Annotated in this window: 28 protein-coding genes; all 28 read right to left on the bottom strand. The window is 38.6% G+C overall.

Features of this window, described 5'->3' with window-relative positions; all coding sequences use genetic code 11:
* Window positions 1-46: 46 nt before the first annotated feature.
* The gene (locus CYP28_RS08910; protein WP_103593903.1) at window positions 47-841 is read right to left on the bottom strand and encodes an undecaprenyl-diphosphate phosphatase; all 795 of its coding nucleotides are present in this window, start codon (window positions 839-841) and stop codon (window positions 47-49) included.
* 57 nt (window positions 842-898) lie between these two features.
* The gene (tkt, locus tag CYP28_RS08905; protein WP_103593902.1) at window positions 899-2,809 is read right to left on the bottom strand and encodes a transketolase; all 1,911 of its coding nucleotides are present in this window, start codon (window positions 2,807-2,809) and stop codon (window positions 899-901) included.
* A 133-nt stretch (window positions 2,810-2,942) separates the two neighbouring features.
* Window positions 2,943-3,842, bottom strand: a complete 900-nt coding sequence (locus CYP28_RS08900) for a polyprenyl synthetase family protein (protein WP_103593901.1) — start codon at window positions 3,840-3,842, stop codon at window positions 2,943-2,945.
* Window positions 3,839-4,948: a DUF7488 domain-containing protein gene (locus CYP28_RS08895; protein WP_103593900.1), complete on the bottom strand. Its 1,110-nt coding sequence runs from the start codon at window positions 4,946-4,948 to the stop codon at window positions 3,839-3,841. The genes CYP28_RS08900 and CYP28_RS08895 overlap by 4 nt, the downstream gene beginning before the upstream one ends.
* Window positions 4,945-5,259: a YbaB/EbfC family nucleoid-associated protein gene (locus CYP28_RS08890; protein ID WP_002941513.1), complete on the bottom strand. Its 315-nt coding sequence runs from the start codon at window positions 5,257-5,259 to the stop codon at window positions 4,945-4,947. Before CYP28_RS08890 ends, CYP28_RS08895 begins: the two co-directional genes overlap by 4 nt.
* Window positions 5,260-5,262: 3 nt before the next feature.
* Window positions 5,263-5,610, bottom strand: coding sequence for an aspartate 1-decarboxylase (gene panD / locus CYP28_RS08885; RefSeq protein ID WP_002941539.1), 348 nt, complete (start codon window positions 5,608-5,610; stop codon window positions 5,263-5,265).
* Window positions 5,611-5,612: 2 nt separating this feature from the next.
* Window positions 5,613-6,896: a UDP-N-acetylmuramoyl-L-alanyl-D-glutamate--2,6-diaminopimelate ligase gene (locus CYP28_RS08880; protein ID WP_103593899.1), complete on the bottom strand. Its 1,284-nt coding sequence runs from the start codon at window positions 6,894-6,896 to the stop codon at window positions 5,613-5,615.
* The gene (locus CYP28_RS08875; RefSeq protein ID WP_021091130.1) at window positions 6,874-7,428 is read right to left on the bottom strand and encodes a hypothetical protein; all 555 of its coding nucleotides are present in this window, start codon (window positions 7,426-7,428) and stop codon (window positions 6,874-6,876) included. The genes CYP28_RS08880 and CYP28_RS08875 overlap by 23 nt, the downstream gene beginning before the upstream one ends.
* Window positions 7,415-7,690, bottom strand: a complete 276-nt coding sequence (locus tag CYP28_RS08870; RefSeq protein WP_021091089.1) for a NifU family protein — start codon at window positions 7,688-7,690, stop codon at window positions 7,415-7,417. The genes CYP28_RS08875 and CYP28_RS08870 overlap by 14 nt, the downstream gene beginning before the upstream one ends.
* Before the next feature lie 209 nt (window positions 7,691-7,899).
* A complete protein-coding gene (locus tag CYP28_RS08865; RefSeq protein WP_103593898.1) occupies window positions 7,900-8,817 on the bottom strand; it encodes an NrtA/SsuA/CpmA family ABC transporter substrate-binding protein in 918 nt (305 codons plus the stop codon).
* A gap of 76 nt (window positions 8,818-8,893) precedes the next feature.
* Window positions 8,894-9,586 (bottom strand): ABC transporter ATP-binding protein, encoded by a 693-nt coding sequence (locus tag CYP28_RS08860; protein WP_103593897.1) that lies wholly within the window; start codon window positions 9,584-9,586, stop codon window positions 8,894-8,896.
* Window positions 9,583-10,332, bottom strand: a complete 750-nt coding sequence (locus CYP28_RS08855) for an ABC transporter permease (protein ID WP_103593896.1) — start codon at window positions 10,330-10,332, stop codon at window positions 9,583-9,585. The genes CYP28_RS08860 and CYP28_RS08855 overlap by 4 nt, the downstream gene beginning before the upstream one ends.
* Window positions 10,329-10,937 (bottom strand): hypothetical protein, encoded by a 609-nt coding sequence (locus CYP28_RS08850; RefSeq protein WP_103593895.1) that lies wholly within the window; start codon window positions 10,935-10,937, stop codon window positions 10,329-10,331. Before CYP28_RS08850 ends, CYP28_RS08855 begins: the two co-directional genes overlap by 4 nt.
* Window positions 10,938-11,059: 122 nt before the next feature.
* The gene (locus CYP28_RS08845) at window positions 11,060-12,064 is read right to left on the bottom strand and encodes a hypothetical protein (RefSeq protein WP_103593894.1); all 1,005 of its coding nucleotides are present in this window, start codon (window positions 12,062-12,064) and stop codon (window positions 11,060-11,062) included.
* 275 nt (window positions 12,065-12,339) lie between these two features.
* Window positions 12,340-12,696, bottom strand: a complete 357-nt coding sequence (rplQ, locus tag CYP28_RS08840) for a 50S ribosomal protein L17 (RefSeq protein ID WP_002941584.1) — start codon at window positions 12,694-12,696, stop codon at window positions 12,340-12,342.
* Window positions 12,697-12,707: 11 nt separating this feature from the next.
* The gene (locus CYP28_RS08835; protein ID WP_103593893.1) at window positions 12,708-13,724 is read right to left on the bottom strand and encodes a DNA-directed RNA polymerase subunit alpha; all 1,017 of its coding nucleotides are present in this window, start codon (window positions 13,722-13,724) and stop codon (window positions 12,708-12,710) included.
* Window positions 13,725-13,738: 14 nt separating this feature from the next.
* Window positions 13,739-14,365, bottom strand: a complete 627-nt coding sequence (gene rpsD, locus CYP28_RS08830; protein WP_054197275.1) for a 30S ribosomal protein S4 — start codon at window positions 14,363-14,365, stop codon at window positions 13,739-13,741.
* 25 nt (window positions 14,366-14,390) lie between these two features.
* Window positions 14,391-14,783, bottom strand: coding sequence for a 30S ribosomal protein S11 (rpsK, locus tag CYP28_RS08825; protein ID WP_103593892.1), 393 nt, complete (start codon window positions 14,781-14,783; stop codon window positions 14,391-14,393).
* Window positions 14,784-14,805: 22 nt separating this feature from the next.
* On the bottom strand, window positions 14,806-15,174 hold the full coding sequence (gene rpsM / locus CYP28_RS08820; protein ID WP_012140556.1) for a 30S ribosomal protein S13: 369 nt from the start codon (window positions 15,172-15,174) through the stop codon (window positions 14,806-14,808).
* 3 nt (window positions 15,175-15,177) lie between these two features.
* Window positions 15,178-15,291 carry a 50S ribosomal protein L36 gene (gene rpmJ / locus CYP28_RS08815; protein ID WP_002941545.1) on the bottom strand — a complete coding sequence of 38 codons (114 nt, stop codon included), beginning with the start codon at window positions 15,289-15,291 and terminating at the stop codon, window positions 15,178-15,180.
* A gap of 189 nt (window positions 15,292-15,480) precedes the next feature.
* Window positions 15,481-15,699: a translation initiation factor IF-1 gene (gene infA, locus CYP28_RS08810; protein ID WP_002848031.1), complete on the bottom strand. Its 219-nt coding sequence runs from the start codon at window positions 15,697-15,699 to the stop codon at window positions 15,481-15,483.
* 32 nt (window positions 15,700-15,731) lie between these two features.
* Window positions 15,732-16,490: a type I methionyl aminopeptidase gene (gene map, locus CYP28_RS08805; RefSeq protein ID WP_103593891.1), complete on the bottom strand. Its 759-nt coding sequence runs from the start codon at window positions 16,488-16,490 to the stop codon at window positions 15,732-15,734.
* Between the two features lies 1 nt (window position 16,491).
* Entirely contained in the window at window positions 16,492-17,754 is a 1,263-nt protein-coding gene (gene secY / locus CYP28_RS08800) for a preprotein translocase subunit SecY (RefSeq protein ID WP_054197277.1), read from the bottom strand.
* Window positions 17,754-18,155 carry a 50S ribosomal protein L15 gene (rplO, locus tag CYP28_RS08795; RefSeq protein WP_021089212.1) on the bottom strand — a complete coding sequence of 134 codons (402 nt, stop codon included), beginning with the start codon at window positions 18,153-18,155 and terminating at the stop codon, window positions 17,754-17,756. Before rplO ends, secY begins: the two co-directional genes overlap by 1 nt.
* Window positions 18,156-18,170: 15 nt before the next feature.
* Entirely contained in the window at window positions 18,171-18,614 is a 444-nt protein-coding gene (gene rpsE, locus CYP28_RS08790; RefSeq protein WP_002941646.1) for a 30S ribosomal protein S5, read from the bottom strand.
* A 15-nt stretch (window positions 18,615-18,629) separates the two neighbouring features.
* On the bottom strand, window positions 18,630-18,986 hold the full coding sequence (gene rplR / locus CYP28_RS08785; protein WP_103593890.1) for a 50S ribosomal protein L18: 357 nt from the start codon (window positions 18,984-18,986) through the stop codon (window positions 18,630-18,632).
* A gap of 10 nt (window positions 18,987-18,996) precedes the next feature.
* Entirely contained in the window at window positions 18,997-19,533 is a 537-nt protein-coding gene (gene rplF, locus CYP28_RS08780) for a 50S ribosomal protein L6 (protein ID WP_103593889.1), read from the bottom strand.
* 190 nt (window positions 19,534-19,723) lie between these two features.
* Window positions 19,724-20,119, bottom strand: coding sequence for a 30S ribosomal protein S8 (gene rpsH / locus CYP28_RS08775; RefSeq protein WP_021091129.1), 396 nt, complete (start codon window positions 20,117-20,119; stop codon window positions 19,724-19,726).
* Between the last annotated feature and the right edge of the window lie 4 nt (window positions 20,120-20,123).

The raw sequence follows: 20,123 nt of genomic DNA, 5'->3' as shown, positions 1-20,123 counted from the left end.
GTGTGAAAATTTTCCACACTTGGCCTTTACTTTTTAAAGCTTTAAATCATAAAAATAGATAAAGTAAAAATGCTCCTAAAATCAAGCGGTAGATGACAAAAGGAAGCATCCTAATCCTTGAGATAATCCCCATAAATAGCTTAACGCAGAGATAAGCACTAACTGCACTTATGATGACTCCAAGGGCGATATCGCTCCAAGGAAGCGCATTTGGGTCTTTTATGAGCTTGATGCTCTCAAGTCCACCGGCTAGGATGATGACTGGGATCGACATCAAAAATGAGAAATTTGCACTACCCTTGTGGCTAAATCCTAAAAAAAGTGCTGCTGTCATCGTTATGCCTGATCTTGAGACGCCAGGGATGAGCGCCACAGCTTGAGCAAGGCCGATAATAAGTGCAAATTTTATGGTCATTTCATATTCGCTTTTATTTGTCGAGCGAATATCTGCAAAGTAAAGCGCTATGCCAAAGACGATCGTAGTAATAGCGATCACAACGCCGCTTCTTGCGTACTCTTCGATAATGTTGTTAAACAAAAGCCCAAATATCCCAACTGGAATGGTAGCAAAGCCGACACACAAAACAAGCAAGCTATCGCCCACCATCTTTCTTTGTACGATCGAGGCAAAAAAGTCACGAAGTAGCTTAAAAATCGTATCTTTAAAATAAAAAAGTATCGCACTTAGCGTACCAACGTGCACTGCCACATCAAAGGCAAGCCCCTGATCTGGCCAGCCAAGTAGCTTTGGTACCAAGATAAGATGAGCCGAGCTAGATATCGGCAAAAACTCGCTTATACCTTGCACCAAGGCCAAAACGATAACGTGAGAAATTTCCATAAAATACCTTTTTTGATTTTAGATTGCAGTTGGGGATTTTACTCCCCAAGATTAAATTTATATAAGTTCGCTAGCAAAATTTGCAAGTTTTTGCGGAGTAAATCCAAAGTGATCAAATAGCTCGTTAGCCTTGCCACTAGCGCCAAAGCTATTCATACCATAAACTGCGTCGGCAAATTTATACCACTCATAGCCAGTTGCAGCTTCAACTGCGATGATGGTTGTATTTTTGTCTAAAATTTTAGCCACATACTCATCTGGCTGCTCGCAAAGTAGGTCAAAACAAGGTGCCGATACGATATTTGCACCGATGCCCTGCTCAGCTAGAAGTGCGGCTGCTTTTACGCAAAGTGAGACCTCGCTACCGCTTGCTATAAATGTTATCTTTGCTTCTTTTACCGAGCTTAGCAGATATGCGCCGTTACTCACCTCTCCAAATTCGCCTTTTTCAAGTGGATCAAGCCCTTGACGGCTAAGCACAAAGGCACTTGGAGCGTTTAAATTTAGAGCCACTTTCCAGCTAGCTGCATTTTCGTTGCCATCAGCTGGGCGGAAAGTGTAGAAATTTGGCATCGCTCTAAATGTGCTAAGCTGTTCGATAGGCTGGTGCGTCGGACCATCTTCGCCAACGCCGATACTATCGTGCGTGAAGACAAAAAAGTGTTTTATGGCCATTAGCGCTGCTATCCTCGCACTTGGCTTTAGATAGTCGCTGAAGATGAAAAATGTCGCTGAAAATGGCAAGAAAAGGCCGTATCTGGCGATACCGTTGTTGATGGCCGCCATGGCGTGCTCTCTGATGCCGTAGTGGATATTTTTGCCATTTGGGAAGTCGCCCATACCCTTTAGCTCAGTCTTATTTGAAGGAGCTAAGTCAGCGCTGCCGCCGATAAAGCCAGGTAGTTTTTTAGCTATCTCATTTAAAATGACATGGTTTGTATCTCTTGTGGCTAGCTTCTTGCCGCTAAAGTCTGGAAATTCGATCTTACTAAAGTCTGGATTAAGAAGCGAGTTTAGTAAATTTTTGCCTTCAATGCTTAGTGCCTCAACCTTTTTGTTCCACATCGCTTCTTCAAGATCGCCCTTTTCAACTGCGCCTCTAAACCTTAAAAGCACGTCCTCATCAATGGCAAATTTCTTCTCAGGATCAAAGCCAGCTGCGGCCTTTGCCTTTTTGATGATCTCTTCGCCAAGTGGTGCGCCGTGGCTGTGGTGGCTGCCTTCAAGCTCCATTGCACCACGTGCTATGCGTGTATTTGCGATGATAAGATATGGCGACTCTTTCTCGTTTGCCTGCTCTAGTGCAAATTCGATCTGGTCATAATCGTGTCCATCGATACGCGCGACCTCCCAGCCCTGCGCCTCAAACCTCGCTTTTACATCCTCACTAAAAGCTATCGCCGTGTCGCCCTCGATCGTAATGTTATTTGAGTCGTAAATGAGCACAAGGTTATCTAGTCTTAAATTTCCGGCTACCGAACATGCCTCGTAGCTTATACCCTCTTCAAGATCGCCGTCGCCGCAAAGGCAGTAAATTTTATGATCGATTATTTTATTGTCTGGTTCATTTAGCACGTTTGCAGCGTATTTTTCTGCCATAGCTAGACCTACTGCATTTGCTATACCTTGGCCAAGTGGGCCAGTAGCAACCTCAACGCCTGGAGTGTGAATTTCTGGGTGTCCTGGAGTGTTTGAGCCAAGTTGTCGAAAATTTTTAAGCTCATCAAGGCTTAAATCGTAGCCGCTTAGGTGCAAGAAGCTATAAACCAAACTTGAAGCGTGACCACCGCTAAAAACGAGCCTATCTCTATTTAGCCATTTTGGATTTTTTGGATTGTGTTTTAAAAAGTTGCTTAAAACCACCATAATATCAGCTAGACCCATAGGTGCGCCTGGGTGTCCGCTGTTAGCGTTTTGCACCATGTCAGCGCACAAAAATCTTATAGTATCGGCTTGTTTTTTTAGCATATGATCTCCTTTTATTGCGCCAGATTATACAAAAAAGTGATTAAAACTTGCCTTGCGTTTTGGTTTAAAATGTCTAAAAAGTGATATAAATTTTCTAAATTTTTATTAGCAAAAAGCTAGAAATTTCTAGCTTTTATCTAAGGTGTTTATCCGTAAGCTCCAAGATCATCTTTGCGATATTTGCATCTATCTGTTTTAGCGCCTCTTCTATCTCGCAAATTAGCTCGTCTTTTTTCTTTTTTGCGCCCTCAAGGTCAAGTAAATTTGTAAATGAGTTTTTAGCTAAGTCGTTATGCACAGGCTTTCCAGCGGCCGCCTCATCGCTTGTAAGATCGATGATGTCATCTTGTATCTGAAAAGCAAGGCCGAGCTTTAGTCCGATATCATAAATTTTCTCGCACTCTATCTCGTCTAAATTTACTATCACAGCGCCCATTTTTAGGCTAGCAGCGATGAGCTTTGCAGTTTTGTGGATGTGTAAAAAGACTAGCTCATCAAGGCTTAGCATCTTGCCAGAGAGGCCAAATTTAGCCTTTGCTATTTTGATGTCCTCTTTGTTCGTATTTTCAAAAAAACAATCCAGCGCCTGACCTAACACCATGCCGCTAACGCCAGCATTTTCGCTTAAAATTTCTACGCATTTTATACGCGTGTCGGCTGGTAAATCGGCATGTGAAATTTCATAGAAAGCATGCGTATTTAGCGCATCTCCTGCAAGTATCGCAGTAGTCTCGTCGTATGTGACATGAAGTGTTGGTGTGCCACGTCTAAGGCTTGCGTTATCCATCGAAGGCAAGTCATCATGGATAAGCGAGTATGTATGCATCATCTCAAGCCCCAAAGCCACTCTCATGGCCCTTTGCGTGAGGCTTTTATCTACGTTTTCCACCACACCAAGAAGCAAAAGCGCCCTAAAGTGCTTGCCTCCAGCCTTTAGCATAACGCCAAGCGCCTCCTCGTAGTAAGGATGAAAGCTAGGCGCCTTTGGTAAATTTGCGTTTAGAAATTTTACAAAGTCCTCAAGTAGGCTCATTTTGGCACTCTTGCAAAGAACTGAAAGTCATTTCTAGTAAATAGAAGCGTAAAATTTTTTAATTCACCAAGCTTCTCTAAAAGCTCTTCACGACTACTCACGCTCTGTTTATCAAAACCCAAAATTTTATCACCGATCTTGATGCCAAAAATTTCTGCATTCGACTTTGGCTCGACCTTGGTAACGACTAAATTTTTATCCACTGTGATACCATAATCCACCAAAATCTTATCATCAAGCATTGTTTGTGCTTCTTTTGGCATGATGTTGAAATTTGGTATATCAAGGCTTGAAGGGGCGTCTACATCGAGGCTTTGGTTAAATTTCACATCCCCGCTTACTGGCACTTGAAAGAGCATTTCTTGCTTATCGCGCTTTACGATGATGTCAAGCTTTGCGCCCTTTGGAGCAAAAAGCACCATCTCATTTAGCTCTCTTAGGCTCTTTGGCTTGATACCATTTACACTCACTAGCTCGTCATCAACCATCATCATCTTGCCACGGCCCAAAGGGTCAACAAGACCCACAAAAAATTTATCCTCTTTTTGTAAAAATTTCACGCCGATGTCACCGTAATAGACGTCATCATAAGATACAAAGTGCTTTAAATAGCGATTTGGTATAAACTTATCAGCTCCAACAGCTATGCCTATCATTTTGCAACAAGGTGTGTTTATCTCGCCAGTCGCGTTATACTCGAAGCTTAGCGTATCAAAGTCGCCTAAATTTTGCCCCAAAGACTTGATGTGACCCATGACGGTGTTGTTTGCGTCATTTAAGATGCCAACCCAAGTGCTCTTTTTGATGCGCTCCTCGTTGGTCTCATCAGCCATCACAACAGGGCTTAGCTCCTTGCTAGAGCGGACCAAAAAGAGCTGCAAATATGGGTCGAATTTGACATATTCGCCAAGTGGGGCTCCCTCGCTTTTTGGCACTGCGATCAAATTTTTAGTGATAGCCACACCAAAATGTTTATTTACCGAGACGATTGAGTTTTTGTTCTTTTCAAAGCAGGCGTTAAAGTCCTCTTGCGTAGGTCTAGGATCGGCGTTTAGGCAAAGCGCTGATAGCAAAAAAGCAAGGGTAAATTTATAATTTAGTCTCATTTTATCCCCATAGAAGCAAGGCCACCAAGCATCCTTGAAGCGGTGTTTTTCTTATCAGCTTCAACAGATTTTAGCACGTCATTTACGGCGCTTATTAGTAAAATTTGCATACTCTCTTTATCTTCAAGCAAGCTATCATCTATGCTGATATCAAGTATCTCGCCACTGCCGTTTGCCCTCACGCTTACAAGTCCGCCGCCACTTTTTGCGCCAAATTCTTTATTTTTGCTCTCTTCTTCCATCTGCTTGGCTTGCTTTTGCACATCCTCAAGCATCTGCCCCATCTTTGAAAAGTCAAATCCCTCAAACATCGCCTACTCCTTTATGATCTCGTTTTTGTTATTTACATGCACGATGGTTGGCTTAAATTTCTTAGCCTTTTTAAATTTCATGCTAGCATAAGCCACGATGATGACCACGTCGCCAACGCAGACCTTTCTAGCAGCTGCGCCGTTTAGGCAAATTTCGCCTTTTTTGCCCTTTATCACATATGTGGCAAATCTCTCGCCATTATTTACGTCTAAAATTTCAACCTTTTGATTTTCTATTAAATTTGCAGCTTTTATCAGCTCCTCGCCTATGCTGATCGAGCCAACATAGTTTAAATTTGCGTCTGTTACGACGGCTCTATGGATCTTGCTAGCTAAAATTTCTATATTCATTTTTACCTCTTTAAAAGCTCAATTACAACTTCTTTATCGCTAAATGGGTGCTTGACGCCCTTTATCTCTTGATATGGCTCGTCACCTTTGCCAAGTATGACAAGCGCCCAGCCAGGCTCTAGCTTGCTAATGGCTAGCGCGATCGCCTCTTTGCGGTTGGCGTTTCGTATCAAATTTTCATTTTGGCTCATGCCAGCGCAAATTTCATCAATTATGCTCTCTGGCTCTTCGCTTCTTGGATTGTCACTTGTGACGATGCAAATTCTTGCGTATTTTTGAGCTATCGCTCCCATTTTTGGACGTTTTGTCCTATCCCTGTCACCGCCTGCGCCAAAGACCGCTATCAAATTTAGATGTCTAAGCGAGTTTAGCACCTTTTCTATGCCATCAGGCGTATGGGCAAAATCCACGATGACTAGTGGATCGGTACTTACAACCTCCATCCTGCCGCTAACTCCTTTAAATTTACTTATCGCTTTTGGAAGTATAGCTGCGTCTGGACGCTCTAGCAAGCAAACAGCACCAAGTGCTGCAATTAGGTTGTAAAGATTAAACTCGCCTTGCAAGCTTGAGTCTATCTCCACATCGCCATTTGGCGTCTTGATAACCGCGTCTATGCCGTCCTTTAAACCATAAACTATCGGCGCAAAGCTGGCTGGCTTTTTGAGCGAATACGTATAAGCGTTTTTTGGGTTAAATTTAATGCCATTATCATCAGCATTTATAAGCTTCATGCAATCATCATCAAAAAAGCTCGACTTTACCCTAGCATACTCCTCCATGCTCTTGTGGTAGTCGAGGTGGTCTTGAGTCAAATTTGTAAAAATTTTAAGAGCAAATTTCAAGCTCTCTATACGCTTTTGAGCGATCGCATGCGAGCTAACCTCCATCACGAAGTACTCGCAGCCTTGCTCGCTAGCTGCTTTAAGGTATGAAAGAGTCCTTAAAATAGCACTCGTCGTAAGCGCTTTGTCATCTATCTGCTTGCCCTCTATAAATGCCCCTCTTGTACCACTTAGGCCGCATTTTTTGCCTAAATTTCGCAAAATTTCATAGATAGCAGCAGCCGTTGTGGTCTTGCCATTTGTACCTGTGATGCCAACTATCTTTAAGCTTTCATCGATTTTTAAAAGCTTTTTACACTCTTCAAGGCTGATTATCTTTGCGCCATTTTTTACCGCTACCTCTGCAAATTTTGCGTTTGCAGCAGTTTGCACGAAAAATGAGCCCTCTTCGCACTCGTTTGAGTCATCTGTTATGAAGCTATTTTCTACTGATATTTTCATCGTTTTGTCTTTTTTGTATCTCTTTAAAAAGCTGATCTATACGCTCGTCACCGCCAAACATCACCGCCGCACTCTCAAGATAGTTTATACTCATTTCTATGAAGTCATTTTTTATCAAATTTCCCAAAAATTCTAAAAAATCATCTTTGTTTGAGATCATTACCTTGGTTGAGAACATGATATTTTCAAAGACCTTTTTGAAGCTCCCGTCCTTATAAACAGCCTTTTTAAAGTCCTCGTAGCTGATCGCGTCTTGCTCTTCAAAATACTCATCGCTAGCCAATCTTGATTCTAAAATTTTTAAAATTTCATCCATTCCTTCATCATCTTCGCCAGCTCTTAGTTTATCCATAAAATAGTCAAATAAAAGTTTTGCTTCCTCTGCATTTTTCTCGCCAAGGGAGCAAATTTGTATCAAAAATAGTAAATTTTTATCCTGTGTCTTTTCGTAAGCTAGAGAGAAGTAAAAGATCGCTTCTTTAAATTTTGAGCGTTTAAAGTGTTTAATGCCTATTTTTTTATAATCTATCAATGTCAAATTCCTCGCCAATCGGGATATTTACGACCTCAAGCTCTGGGTGAATATCCATACGAAGTTGTCTTTCGAGTCCATATTTTAGTGTAGTTGTGCTAGCTGCACATCCATGGCAATGCCCTGTAAGTCTTACATAAATTTTGCCGTTTTTTATGCCAAGTAGCTCCATGCCACCGCCATCATTTTCAAGCATCGGTAATACCTTTTGCAAACTCGCACTGACTGGTTTTAAAAGTTCTTCATCGCTAAATGGGATCATATCTTTTTCCTATTAAATTTTTGGGCTATTATAGCAAAATAAAAATGCAAAAAATAATGGCTATATTTTTGCTTAGTGCTAATTTTGCTTTGTAATGTAAACCTTTTTGATACGCCTAGTCAGCTTTAGTTTTTAAATATTTGAGCTAAAATTTAGTAAATTTTTGATTATTAGTTTTAGGGCAAAAGGGCAAATTTTGTCCTTTTTGTTTAATCTATTAGAAGAGATTTTATATCTACTTTTTGCTCGATCATCTTGCTCTCAAGCATAAATTCTTGCGTAGCTTCAAGTGCTTTTATATCTTCAGGCGTGATCTTTGGACTAAAGTCATACTGCGGATACATACTCTTTACCGCCTCTATGCTAAGCCCAGTCTCTTCAGCTGTAAATTTTAATGCCTCTTCCTCATTTGCTTTCATAAAAGACAAAATTTCATCTTGAGCCTTTTTAAATTTTTCAACTAGATCTTTATGCTTTTTGTAAAATTCTCCGCTTGTGGCAGTGACGATGACTGGAGTGATGACGCCCTTGCCTGTTGTTACGACACTAAGTCCTGATTTTTTAGCATTATAAGCAGCTGGTCCAGCAAGAAGTGCTGCATCGACACTGCCATTTTCAAGTGCAGCTTGTGCAGATGGGATGCCCATAGAAACGAACTCTACGTCATTTATACCAAGTCCGCTAAGAGCAAGATACCTAACCAAAAGCTCATTTAATATCGTACCTTTTGGCCCTGCTATTTTTTTACCTTTTAAGTCTTTAGCGGTTTTTATGCTTTTATCTTTAGCAAATATTGCAAAAGCTTCAGGTGCTCTTGAATATGCACTTATAATCTTTATGTCAGCTTTGTTTGCCGCAGCAAGTATGACCGAAGTTCCGCCCACGCAGTTTAGAAACTGGAGCGAATTTGAAGCTAGAGCTTGAGTCTGCTTTGCACCTGAGGTGATCTCGGAGTACTCGACTGGCACGCCAAAAGATTTAGCATAAAAGCCTTTAAATTTATCGACGATTGAGGGGACGTTTAGCGGCGATTTGACGTAGGTCATGCCGATCTTATCTAGCTCACTTGCGTTTGCGACTAGACAAAGCAAAGAGGCTGCACACAAAATCTTAAAAAACTTTCTCATATTTGCTCCTTTAAAAATTTTCCAAATTATATAACTTTTTGCTTCGTTTTGGTTTTAATTATCATTTTATAAAATGCTAAATTTCACTTAAAATTTTACGCTTTAAATTTATTAATTCATTGCAAAGCAAATCTCTTGGCTTGGCTAGATTTGATAGATCATAGCTTGATTTCATCCCGCCTTTTTCAAGCAAAATTACCTCATCTGCTAAATATAGGGCTTCATCGACGTTATGAGTGACAAAAATGATGGTTTTGCCGGCTTGGAGCTTTAAAATTTCAGCCTGCATGCTGGCTCTCGTAAAAGCATCAAGTGCCGCAAATGGCTCATCCATAAGGATCAAATTTGCTTTATATGCAAGCACTCTTGCAAGAGAAACACGCGAGCTCATACCGCCAGATAGCTGCGAAACAGTGGCGAATTTAAACTCATTAAGCCCTATCATTGATATGAGCCTATCTATCTTTACCTCGTCTATCTCATACTTTTTAAGCGCAAATACGATATTTTCATAGACATTTAAAAAAGGCATGAGCCTAGGCTCTTGAAATACAAAGCCGATCTTTGCTTGCTCTTTAAATTTTATCTCACCTAGACTTACGCCCTCAAGTCCAGCAATAAGCCTTAAAAGCGTAGTTTTACCGCAACCACTTCTGCCAAGTATAACGGTGATCTTATCTTTTTTTATGCTTAAATCTAGCTCTTTTAAAACGTCGATACGCTTGCCATTAATAAAAAAATGCTTGGATAAATTTAAAATTTCTATCATTTTTCACTTCGCAAAAGGCTAAATTTAGATATCAAAAATAAAAATATCCTATCTATGAGCACACCGCAAATTCCTATCGTAAAAATGCCTACAAATATCCTATCTGCACGCGAAAGCTCCTCAGCGTCAAGTATGAAATAGCCTAGCCCACTAGAAGCTGCGATCATCTCCGCCCCCACAATCGCTCGCATAGCGTAGCCAAAACCTATACGCATACCGACAAAGATATCCTTTATGGCATTTTTTAGGATGATTTTGTAAAAAATTTCAAATTTGCTAAAACAAAAAATTTTACCAACTTCAATAAGCTTCACATCGCAGCTAGTTAGCCCTTTTGAAATGCTTAAAAACATTGGAAAAAACGATGCTAGGATGATAATAATAATTTTTGGTGTTTCGTTTATACCAAACCAAAGTACCAAAATAGCAATAAGGCTAAGTGGCGGAACATTTCTAAAAAACTCTAGTATCCACTCATAATAAATACTAGCTTTTGGAAATAGCGCCGCCACTCCACCAAAAACAAATGCCAAAACAAAAGCCAAAATATAACCAACAAATATACGCTTAAAGCTAATCATCACATGCGTTATTAGCTCACCACTTAAGCTCATATCAAACATTGTTTTAAGTGTCGTAATAGGACTTGGCAAGATATAAGGTGTGAAAATTTCTAGCTCGCAAACGACCTGCCAGAGAGCAAAGATCGCTAGGATCAAAACGCTCTTTTTTAAAATTTCTATCACAGCCCATCTCCATTGTGACAGCCGTTTTCGCAGTATAAAAGCTCGATGATCTGATAGTTTTTAAGCTCGCTAAATTTGTATGAAAATGCGTTTTGTATCTTTTCTTTGCTACATAAGCTTAGTGTTTTTATGCCTAAATTTTCAAAAAATCCAGGTGGAATCGGACTTGACTCTATTTTACTTGTTTGTAAATTTATGTCGTTTAACTCTTTAAAATTTTTCCATGTTAAAAATGTAGTTCGCTCTAGCTTTAAAGAATTTCCAAGCTCAGCCAAATCCTCACAAGGCGTTGTTATATAAAGCCACTCATCTTCTTTTAGCTTCGAGCTAAGTTCAATGGCGCTTTCAATTAAAATGGGATTTAAGTTTGAAATATTGTTTGAAAAATCTTTGAAATTTGATCTTATAAAATTTACAGCTCTTGGACAGCGACTATCTAAGACCATGCCTTTAGAGCATAAATTTTTATATGAATTTTTGACATCACAAACATGATCTTTTTTGCACTCCACTATGTTAAAGCCCTTGTTTTGCAAGAGCTCTTTTAACGCAGAGAAGTCATACATATTTTTTACAACGGGATTTAGCCAAAGTAGCTTTCTCACGAGTTCTCCGTAATTTTAATAATAGAAATCAAGATTCTATCATTTAAAAATTTAAACCAAGTAAAAAGAGCCTCTTATGACTAAAATCATAAAGATAAGCGGTGCAAAAAACTAAATTTAGCCTACACTTTTATATCTAATTTCTGTTTTTGCTCCACTTTTTCCATTAGTTTTAGTATATCAACTCCGTTTTTCTCAAGTTGCATTAGCTCCTTAAGATAGGCAAATTTCTCATCTTTGTTGATGTTGTAAGTAGCCAGTTTCTCACTTCGTCCGATCACTGAGGCATAGACCTTATTGCCATCAAGTTTGTCTGTATTTTGTACATTATAAAGCGAGAGCACGCCCTCTACCACCTCTTTAAAATCCGCCCCACTCTTCATGCCAGCTTTCATAAGCGTAAGAAATCTCTGTCTGCTCTCTTCGTCAGTGAAATTTATATTTTGTAGCGTCTGGTACTCGATTGGTGGCTTATTAGTGCTTGTTAGCATAGAGATAGCCTTTTTGCCTATCGTAATGCTCTCCACACCGACTCTTTCACCAAGATACTGCCTAAGTGCATAATCAATCCACTTATCCTTAAATTCATCTATGCTTAGGTCCTTATCAAGTATCTCAAACCCTTCCACGTGACTCTTGTGACCAAGTCCAAGAAGTGTGTTGCCATCAAGTTTTGATGTGTACTCTTTTGCAAAGAGATCGACATCTGTTGGATAATATCCTATGATCTCTTCGTGAGCTCTGCCAAAGCCAAGTGCTTTGGTCTCGTTGATAAAATTTTTGAGATCATTTATCTCATCTTGGCTGACTTGTTTGTCGTATCCCATGAGCTTGCCCCAGATGCTTATCTTGCCATTAGCAGCTATGCCCGAGAGTGAGAAATTGCTAGCAAATGTTAGATTCTCGCTATTTTTTTGAAATTTTATCGTATTTGTTTCATTTAAATTTATTGGCCCACCTATAGTATCGGTATGACTTTTTCGTTCATCAACTAAACTGCTAGATAAATCATTTAAAGAATTTTTGTCTATATTGGGTTTAGTATTTTTAGTATCAAGCTCTTGCGCTCTACTACTTTGCGAGCCAACATAAAAATTTGTCCCAACTCCATTTACACTACCTATCATCTCAAATCCTTTGAAATTTATTAGATGCCTGAAACAAATATCGTCTTTATAAAATAAAATTTTAGCATAGAGCCCAAAGATAAAAATTTAAAATATATGATTTTAGATTAGAAAATTTGCAACTTTTAACTAGAAATTTTATGTTTTTTGGTTAATAATTTTGGTAGATAATTAAAGAAATTTATAGTTTGAGAAAGCTTTTAAAAGAAGGATTTTATTTTAAAAGTGGGGGTTTTATATAAAAAATAAAAAAGAGAGCCGAAGCTCTCTAATAATTATTCAGCTACTAGCTCTATATAAGCCATCTCTGCCGCATCGCCTCTGCGAACACGAGTCTTGATGATTCTTGTATAGCCGCCATTGCGCTCTTTAAATTTTGGAGCTACTTCGGTAACTAATTTATTTGTTGTTTCTTTATCTTGCAAAGAAGCAAATACTGCTCTGTGAGCGTTAGAGTCACCTTTTCTAGCTCTTGTGATTAGCTTCTCAACATAGCTTCTAAGCTCTTTTGCTTTTGGTAAAGTCGTCTCTATCTTTTCGCTTTTGATGATAGCTATCGCCAAATTTTTAAGCAATGCAGATCTATGAGATGACGTTCTACCAAGTTTGCGATATCCGTGTTTATGTCTCATCTATTGTCCTTTTATTCTTTTACACTCATTTGTGCTTTAAGCTCGGTTATTTTCTTTCTTAGTTGCTCTTTGCCATCTTTTAACACATCGGCACCAACTGGATAGCCTATCTCTTCCATAACCGCTTTAATCTCTTCAAGAGATTTTTTACCTAAATTTTTAAGCTCTTTAAGCTCGTTTTCGTCCATTAATGCAAGCTCGCCAATAAATCTAATATCGGCCTTGTCAAGGCAGTTAAAACTTCTAGCACTTAAATTTAGATCTTCTACACTAGAAAGTAGCTTTGAGAACTCGCCGCTTGCACTTGAACTAGCAACTGGGGCGCTAACATCAATATCCAAAATTCCTTTAAATACTGACATTTGTTGATACATAGCTTCTAAACAATTTTTAAAAGCCTCTATCGGACTAACTTGACCATCAGTTGTTATAGTAAATACGATCTTTTCATAGTCTGGATCATCCTCAACCAAGACATTTTGTATATCATAAACCGCTTTTTTAACAGGTGTAAAAAAAGCATCAAGTGCGATATAGTCGTCTTCAATCTCTTCTCTGATCTCTTCACTAGGAACATATCCGATACCTTTTTGAATGATAACTGAAAAATTTAACTCAGCATCTTCGTTTATTGTAGCAAGGTATGCATCTGGGTTAACGATCTCAACTAGATCATTATTTAGATCAGCCCCGGTTATCTCTTTTGGTCCTTTAAAGCTATACTCTATAACTTCGCGCTCACTAGTGCTTTTTAATTTAAATCTGATTTTTTTCAAATTTATAATAAAAAAAGCTACGTCTTCTAGCATACCACGCATACTGTCAAATTCGTGGCTAACGCCTTTTATCTTTACACCAATAGGAGCAAAACCTACTGTGCTTGTGTAAAGAAGACGACGCAATGGATGAGCCAAGGTAACAGCATAACCTGCCTCAAAAGGATATGCTGTAATGTTAGCAACATTTTCGCTAACACTTTTAACTTCAATTTCAGTTGGCATATAAGCTGATGTAGTAATCTTTCTCATCTTTATACCCTCTATTATTTTGAATAAAGCTCTACTATAAATCTTTCCTCAACAGGAATGATAACCTCTTCTCTTTCTGGATTTCTAGTGAAAATTCCAAATTTTTTCTCTTTTTCAACATCTACCCAAGCAACAATACCAGTTTGCGCTGTAAGATCTATCGCACGAACAATTTGTGGATTGTTCTTAGATTTTTCAACAATCTCTACTTTTGCACCAGGTTCAACTCTGTAAGATGGTATATCTACTCTTTTGCCATTTACTAAAATATGTCCATGAGTTACTAGCTGACGAGCAAAACGACGAGTTGTTGCAAAGCCCATTCTATAAACAACATTATCTAATCTTTGCTCTAATAGTTGAACCAAAAGAGCACCGGTATTACCCTCACGACGTGCTGCTTCTTGAAATAATCTTCTAAATTGTTTCTCAGAAACACCATACATAAATTTAGCTTTTTGCTTCTCGCGAAGTTGTAAGCCATATTCGCTTATTTTTGCTCTTCTTTGTCCATGTTGTCCTGGCGCATAAGGTCTTTTTTCAAAAGCACTTTTACCAGCAAGTCTTCTTTCGCCTTTTAATGCAAGAGACACACCAAGACGTCTTTCTAATTTTTCAACAGGTCCTGTATATCTAGCCATAATAATTTCTCCTATTTTTCTCTAATTATACGCGGCGGCGTTTTGGCGGTCTACAACCATTGTGTGGTAAAGGTGTAATGTCTTTAAAGAAAGATACCTTAATTCCTTCAACAGTTCCTACACTTTTAACAGCCGTTTCACGTCCGCTACCTGGACCTTGAACCTTAATGCCAACTTCTTTAATGCCGTGCTCTTTTGCTTTTGTTAAAGCATCTTCAACTGCTTGTTGAGCTGCGTAAGGAGTTGATTTTTTACTACCTTTAAAGCCTAAGCCACCTGCACTACTCCATGCAATAGCATTTCCCATTTCATCAGTTACAGTTACCATAGTATTGTTAAATGTTGCACTGATATAAACGATACCTTTGGCTATACTTTTTCTAACTACTTTTTTCTTAACTATTTTTCTTTTTGCCATTTATTATCCTTTAACCCTTGCCTTACTTAGTAGCCGCACCGACAGTTTTACGTCTGCCTTTTCTGGTTCTAGCATTAGTTTTAGTCTTTTGACCACGAACAGGAAGACCTTTTCTGTGGCGAAGACCTCTATAACTTCCAAGATCCATAAGAGCTTTGATATCCATAGCAACTTGTTTTCTCAAATCACCCTCAACGACGTGGTGCTCTTGAATTTCTTTACGGATAGCTGCTGCTTCGTCTTCGCTAAGCTCGTAAACTCTCTTGTCGTAAGAAATTCCAGCTGCGTCAAGAATTTGACGAGATTTATAAAGACCTATACCATAAATATAAGTCAAACCATACTCGATTCTCTTTTTGTTTGGTAAATCTACACCTGCAATACGTGCCATGCCTTATCCTTGTCTTTGTTTATGTTTTGGATTTTCGCAGATAACACGAATTATGCCACTACGTTTGACAATTTTACATTTGTCACACATCTTCTTTACAGAAGGACGAACTTTCATTTTAGTCTCCTAAAAATTTATTCCACTTTTTTAGGGGCTGCATCAGGTCTAAAGAAAGAATTTAAACCAACTATTTTCAAAATAAGTGGGGAACTTTGAAAATAATTCTTCATACAGCTTTTCGCAAAGTTTGGATTTTATCCAAAACCAGCTTTAAATTTACTTAGCATATTTGCCAAGGGGTTAAATTTACTTATATCTATAAGTGATCCTGCCCTTGTCTAGGCTATATGGCGTAAGTTCTACTTTTACGCGGTCGCCAGGCATTATCTTTATATAATGCATTCTCATTTTTCCGGCGATATGACATAAAATTATATGTTTGTTGTCAAGCTCAACTTTAAAAGTTGCATTTGGCAGTGCTTCAACAACGTTTCCATCAATCTCAATGACATCGTCTTTTGCCACAAATTCTCCTTTCTCTAACTTTTTACTCTATTTTATGCTTGGCTTAAAATTTCGGCTTTGCCATTAACTATCGCCATGCAATGCTCATAATGGCTAGTTCTCAAACCATCTTTTGAGGTTACTTTCCAGTTATCGCTTCCTAAAACTGGCGTGCCGTCTTTTTGGCAGATCATTGGCTCTATACAAAAAACCATTCCCTCTTTTATCTTTGGTCCAGCTTTTGGGTTATGCCCCTCAAGGTAGTTTGGAATTTCTGGCTCTTCGTGTGGCCTTTTTCCTATACCGTGACCGCAATATCCACGTAAAGGTACATAACCTCTACCAAGAATAAATTTCTCAAGCTCGTAGCAAATTTCTTTAAAATGCATACCAGCTCTTATGATATCAATCGCAAAATATAGTGCATCTTTTGAGCAAGCGATCAAAGCCTCATCTTCTTTTGAAATTTTACCAACTCCAAATGTCCTAGCCGAGTCACCAAAATAACCATCCAAATTTGAGCCAATATCAACACTAACGATATCGCCCTCTTTTAGCTTGTATTCATTTGGGATTCCGTGGATCACCACTTCATTGACACTTATGCAAGCTGCATTTGGAAAGCCATAAAGACCTTTAAAAGCAGGTTTTGCCCCAGCAGCCCTTATCATATCTTCACAAATTTTATCTATCTCAAGAAGTGAAATTCCAGGTTTTATGATCGTAGAAATGTGATCAAGAGTTCGAGCGACGATCTTGTTCGCCGCTCTCATTTTCTCTATCTCAGCTGGTCTTTTTAGCGTGATAGCCATTTTATAGACCTACTGCACTTAGAGTTTGGTATTTGTTTGTATAAGACTGAGCTTCTATACGCCTCATCGTATCAAGTGCTACTGAAACCACGATAAGCACTGATGTACCACCAAAATAAAATGGAACACCCATAGTCTTTACAAGTACCCAAGGTAGTGTTGAAATGATACCCAAGTATAAAGCGCCGCCCAAAGTTAGCCTACCAGCTACTTCATTTAGATAGCTAGCTGTACTCTCGCCTGGTCTAACACCTGGAATAAATCCGCCTTGTTTCTTTAAATTTTCACTTATATCTTTTGTGTTAAATACGATCGATGCATAGAAAAACGCAAAGAAGATAATAAATAAAAATGTTAAAAAGTTAAACATATAGCCATTTGGACTTAAAAAGTCGTTGATAGCTTGGATGATCGGATTTGTACTAGCTTGTAAAATAGTACTAGGAAACATCAAAATCGCACTAGCAAATATCGGTGGAATAACGCCACTTAAATTTACTTTGATCGGTATATAGTTCATTATACGTTTGTTTTGATTTTCCATTATCACTTTTCTTGAGTAAGAAATAGGGATACGCCTTTCGCCCATCTCGACAAATATAATAGCACCAATAGTAGCTAAGATAATCACCAAAATAGCGATAACTGTTAGGAAATTCATCTCAGAAGTATTTACCAAATTTACAGTTCCACCGATCGCACTAGGTATACCAGAGACGATACCAGCAAAGATGATAAGACTTATGCCGTTGCCTATACCACGTTGTGTTATTTGCTCACCTATCCACATAAGTAGCATAGTTCCAGTTAGCATAGATACAGCAGAGATCGCGATAAATAAATTTATATCTATCATGATAGCTTGTTCGCCACCGCGTCCGCTTAAGCTTTGAAGTCCGATAGAAACACCAATTGATTGTACAAGAGTGATAACGATGGTTGCATAACGTATTATTTGCATATACTTTTGCATACCGTCACGTTCTTTTTTCATCTGGCCTAATTTTGGAAATGTTGCTGCTAAAAGCTCCATAATGATCGAAGCTGTAATGTAAGGCATAATACCTAAAGAGATGATACTTAAACGCTCAGCAGCCTTACCACTAAACATATTAAACAGACCCAAGGCATTGCTATTGTTTGAATTAAAAAATTCTTTAATTACGTCGACATTAACACCAGGAACTGGCACATAAGCCAGTATCCTGTATGCGAACAAAAATGCCAACGTGATTAAAATCTTGTTGGTCAGTGTTTTATCCATTATTTTGTTCCGCTAACGCTAACGTTCTCGTCTTTGATCTTAGAAGCAAGAGCTTTTGCACTTGCACCGATTAGTTTTATCTTAGTAACGCTCTTTGAAATTTTATGAACGCTAGCTATTGTTGCTATTGAAATTTCAGCAAGCTCTTTTATAGCTGCAATTTTCTCGACATTAATAACATAAGGTTTTTCAAATTTAGAAGTAAAACCTACTTTTGGAAGACGTCTTTGAAGTGGTTGCTGTCCGCCCTCAAAACCTCTTTTCTCATTGTAGCCTTTTCTTGCTCTTTGACCTTTATTACCTTTGCCAGCAGTTTTGCCATTGCCACTGCCTTGGCCACGACCTATTCTTTTGGTTGCATGAGTTGAACCTGCAGCAGGTGTTAATTTTTCTAATGCCATCTTAACTCCTTTCTCTTAGCTTTTTAGCAAACTAAGTGCTTTTATAGTAGCACGAACGACGTTTGCTGAGTTGTTTGAGCCAAGTGATTTAGTAAGGATATCCTTAATACCTGCAAGCTCGATAATAGGACGTGCACTACCACCAGCGATAACACCAGTACCCTCGCTAGCTGGGCGAAGTAGCATTCTACTTGCGTTGTATTTTACCTCTACATCGTGAGGAATAGTTGTGCCCTTGATCTTAACATGGATAATATTTTTAAATGCATCGTCAATCGCTTTTCTCATCGCATCTGGCACCTCTTTAGCTTTGCCATATCCAAAGCCGACTAGGCCATTTCTATTACCAACAACAACTAAAGCTGTAAATCTAAATCTACGACCACCTTTAACAACCTTTGTAACCCGACCGATATCGACGATTACTTCTTCAAATTCTTCTCTATTATATTTTTCCATCGATTTTCCTTTGGGTTATAGCTTGATGCCATTTTCTCTTAAAGCTTCAGCAAATGCTGCGATAACGCCATGATACAAATAACCATTTCTATCAAAAACTGCAACATCTATCTTCTTAGCTTTTAAAGCCTTAGCAAATTCTTTAGCTAAAGTGACCGCACCTTCTTTGTTTGCTTTTATGCCTAATTTTCTACCATCAACTGCAGCTAGTGTAGTAGCTGTAACGTCGTCAATTGCTTGAACGTAAATAGTTCTATTTGATTTAAAAATAGAAACTCTTGGGCAAGTTGCAACACCAGAAATTTTACCTCTGATTCTTCTTTTTCTCTTAATTCTAAGAGCGATTTTTCTTTTTAGTACTTTTGCTGTCATTTACCGCTCCTTACTTCTTAGATGTCTTGCCCGCTTTGCGGATGATACGTTCTTCTATATATTTAACGCCCTTGCCTTTGTATGGCTCAGGTGGTCTAAATCCTCTAACTTGAGCAGCCACTTGGCCCACTACTTGTTTGTCATCACCTTTGATAGTAATAACGTTTTTCTCAACACTAGCTTCAATGCCTACTGGTAACTCATAGTTGATAAGGTGTGAAAAACCAAGAGAAAGCTCTAAAATTTTACCTTTTGCAGCTGCTTTGTAACCAACGCCGTTGATCTCAAGCTGGCGAGTGAATCCCGCAGTGATACCAGTTACGATATTATTAGCAAGTGCTCTATATGTTCCCCAGTAAGCTCTACTTTGGCGATCTTCGCCCTTTGGAGCAAAAACTATATGACCATTTTCTATCTTGACATCAACGTGACCTTTTGTGTCAAGCTCTTTTATATGATTGCCCTTTTTAAATTTTAGGACATTATTTTCAACGCTAACGTCTACACCACTTGGGATAGCGATAGGCTGTTTTCCAATACGTGACATTTTTTTCCTTTACTTGTCTAGGGTGTTCCTACATTTACGAATAAACACCACAATGCCGTAAATTTTATCGTCAAATTTGACGAAACCTTTATTTGAATTTCTAAATTTAGCTTTGGCAAAATCTAAAATTTTACCAAGCTAAAAATTTAACCTTAAAATCATAAGGTTAAATAGCGTTTAATGCAGTTTATTACCAAACTGTACAAAGAACTTCGCCGCCAACGCCAGCTTTACTTGCTTCAATACCGCTCATAACGCCTTTGCTTGTGCTAACGATAACTGTTCCGTAACCATTCTTAAAACGCTTAATGTCGTCTTTGCCTTGATAAACACGGCGACCAGGTTTTGAAACCCTTTTAAGCTCGTTTATAACGCTTCTGCCGTACTCATCATACTTTAAAACTACGTTTATAAATTTCTTGTTACCTTCTTCGATAACGTTGTAGCTCTCTACATAGCCTTTTGCTGCAAGGATAGAAAGAGTAGCCTCAACAACCTTAGAATGAAGCAATTTCGCAGTTTCAAGCTTTCTCATACTTGCATTTCTAATGCGTGTTAATCCATCTGATATTAAATCGTTTAACATTTCT

The sequence above is a fragment of the Campylobacter concisus genome (genome assembly GCF_002914195.1).
Classification (GTDB): domain Bacteria; phylum Campylobacterota; class Campylobacteria; order Campylobacterales; family Campylobacteraceae; genus Campylobacter_A; species Campylobacter_A concisus_M.
Note: the sequence above shows the minus strand (reverse complement) of the source record. Positions and strands in the feature narration are given on the sequence as shown.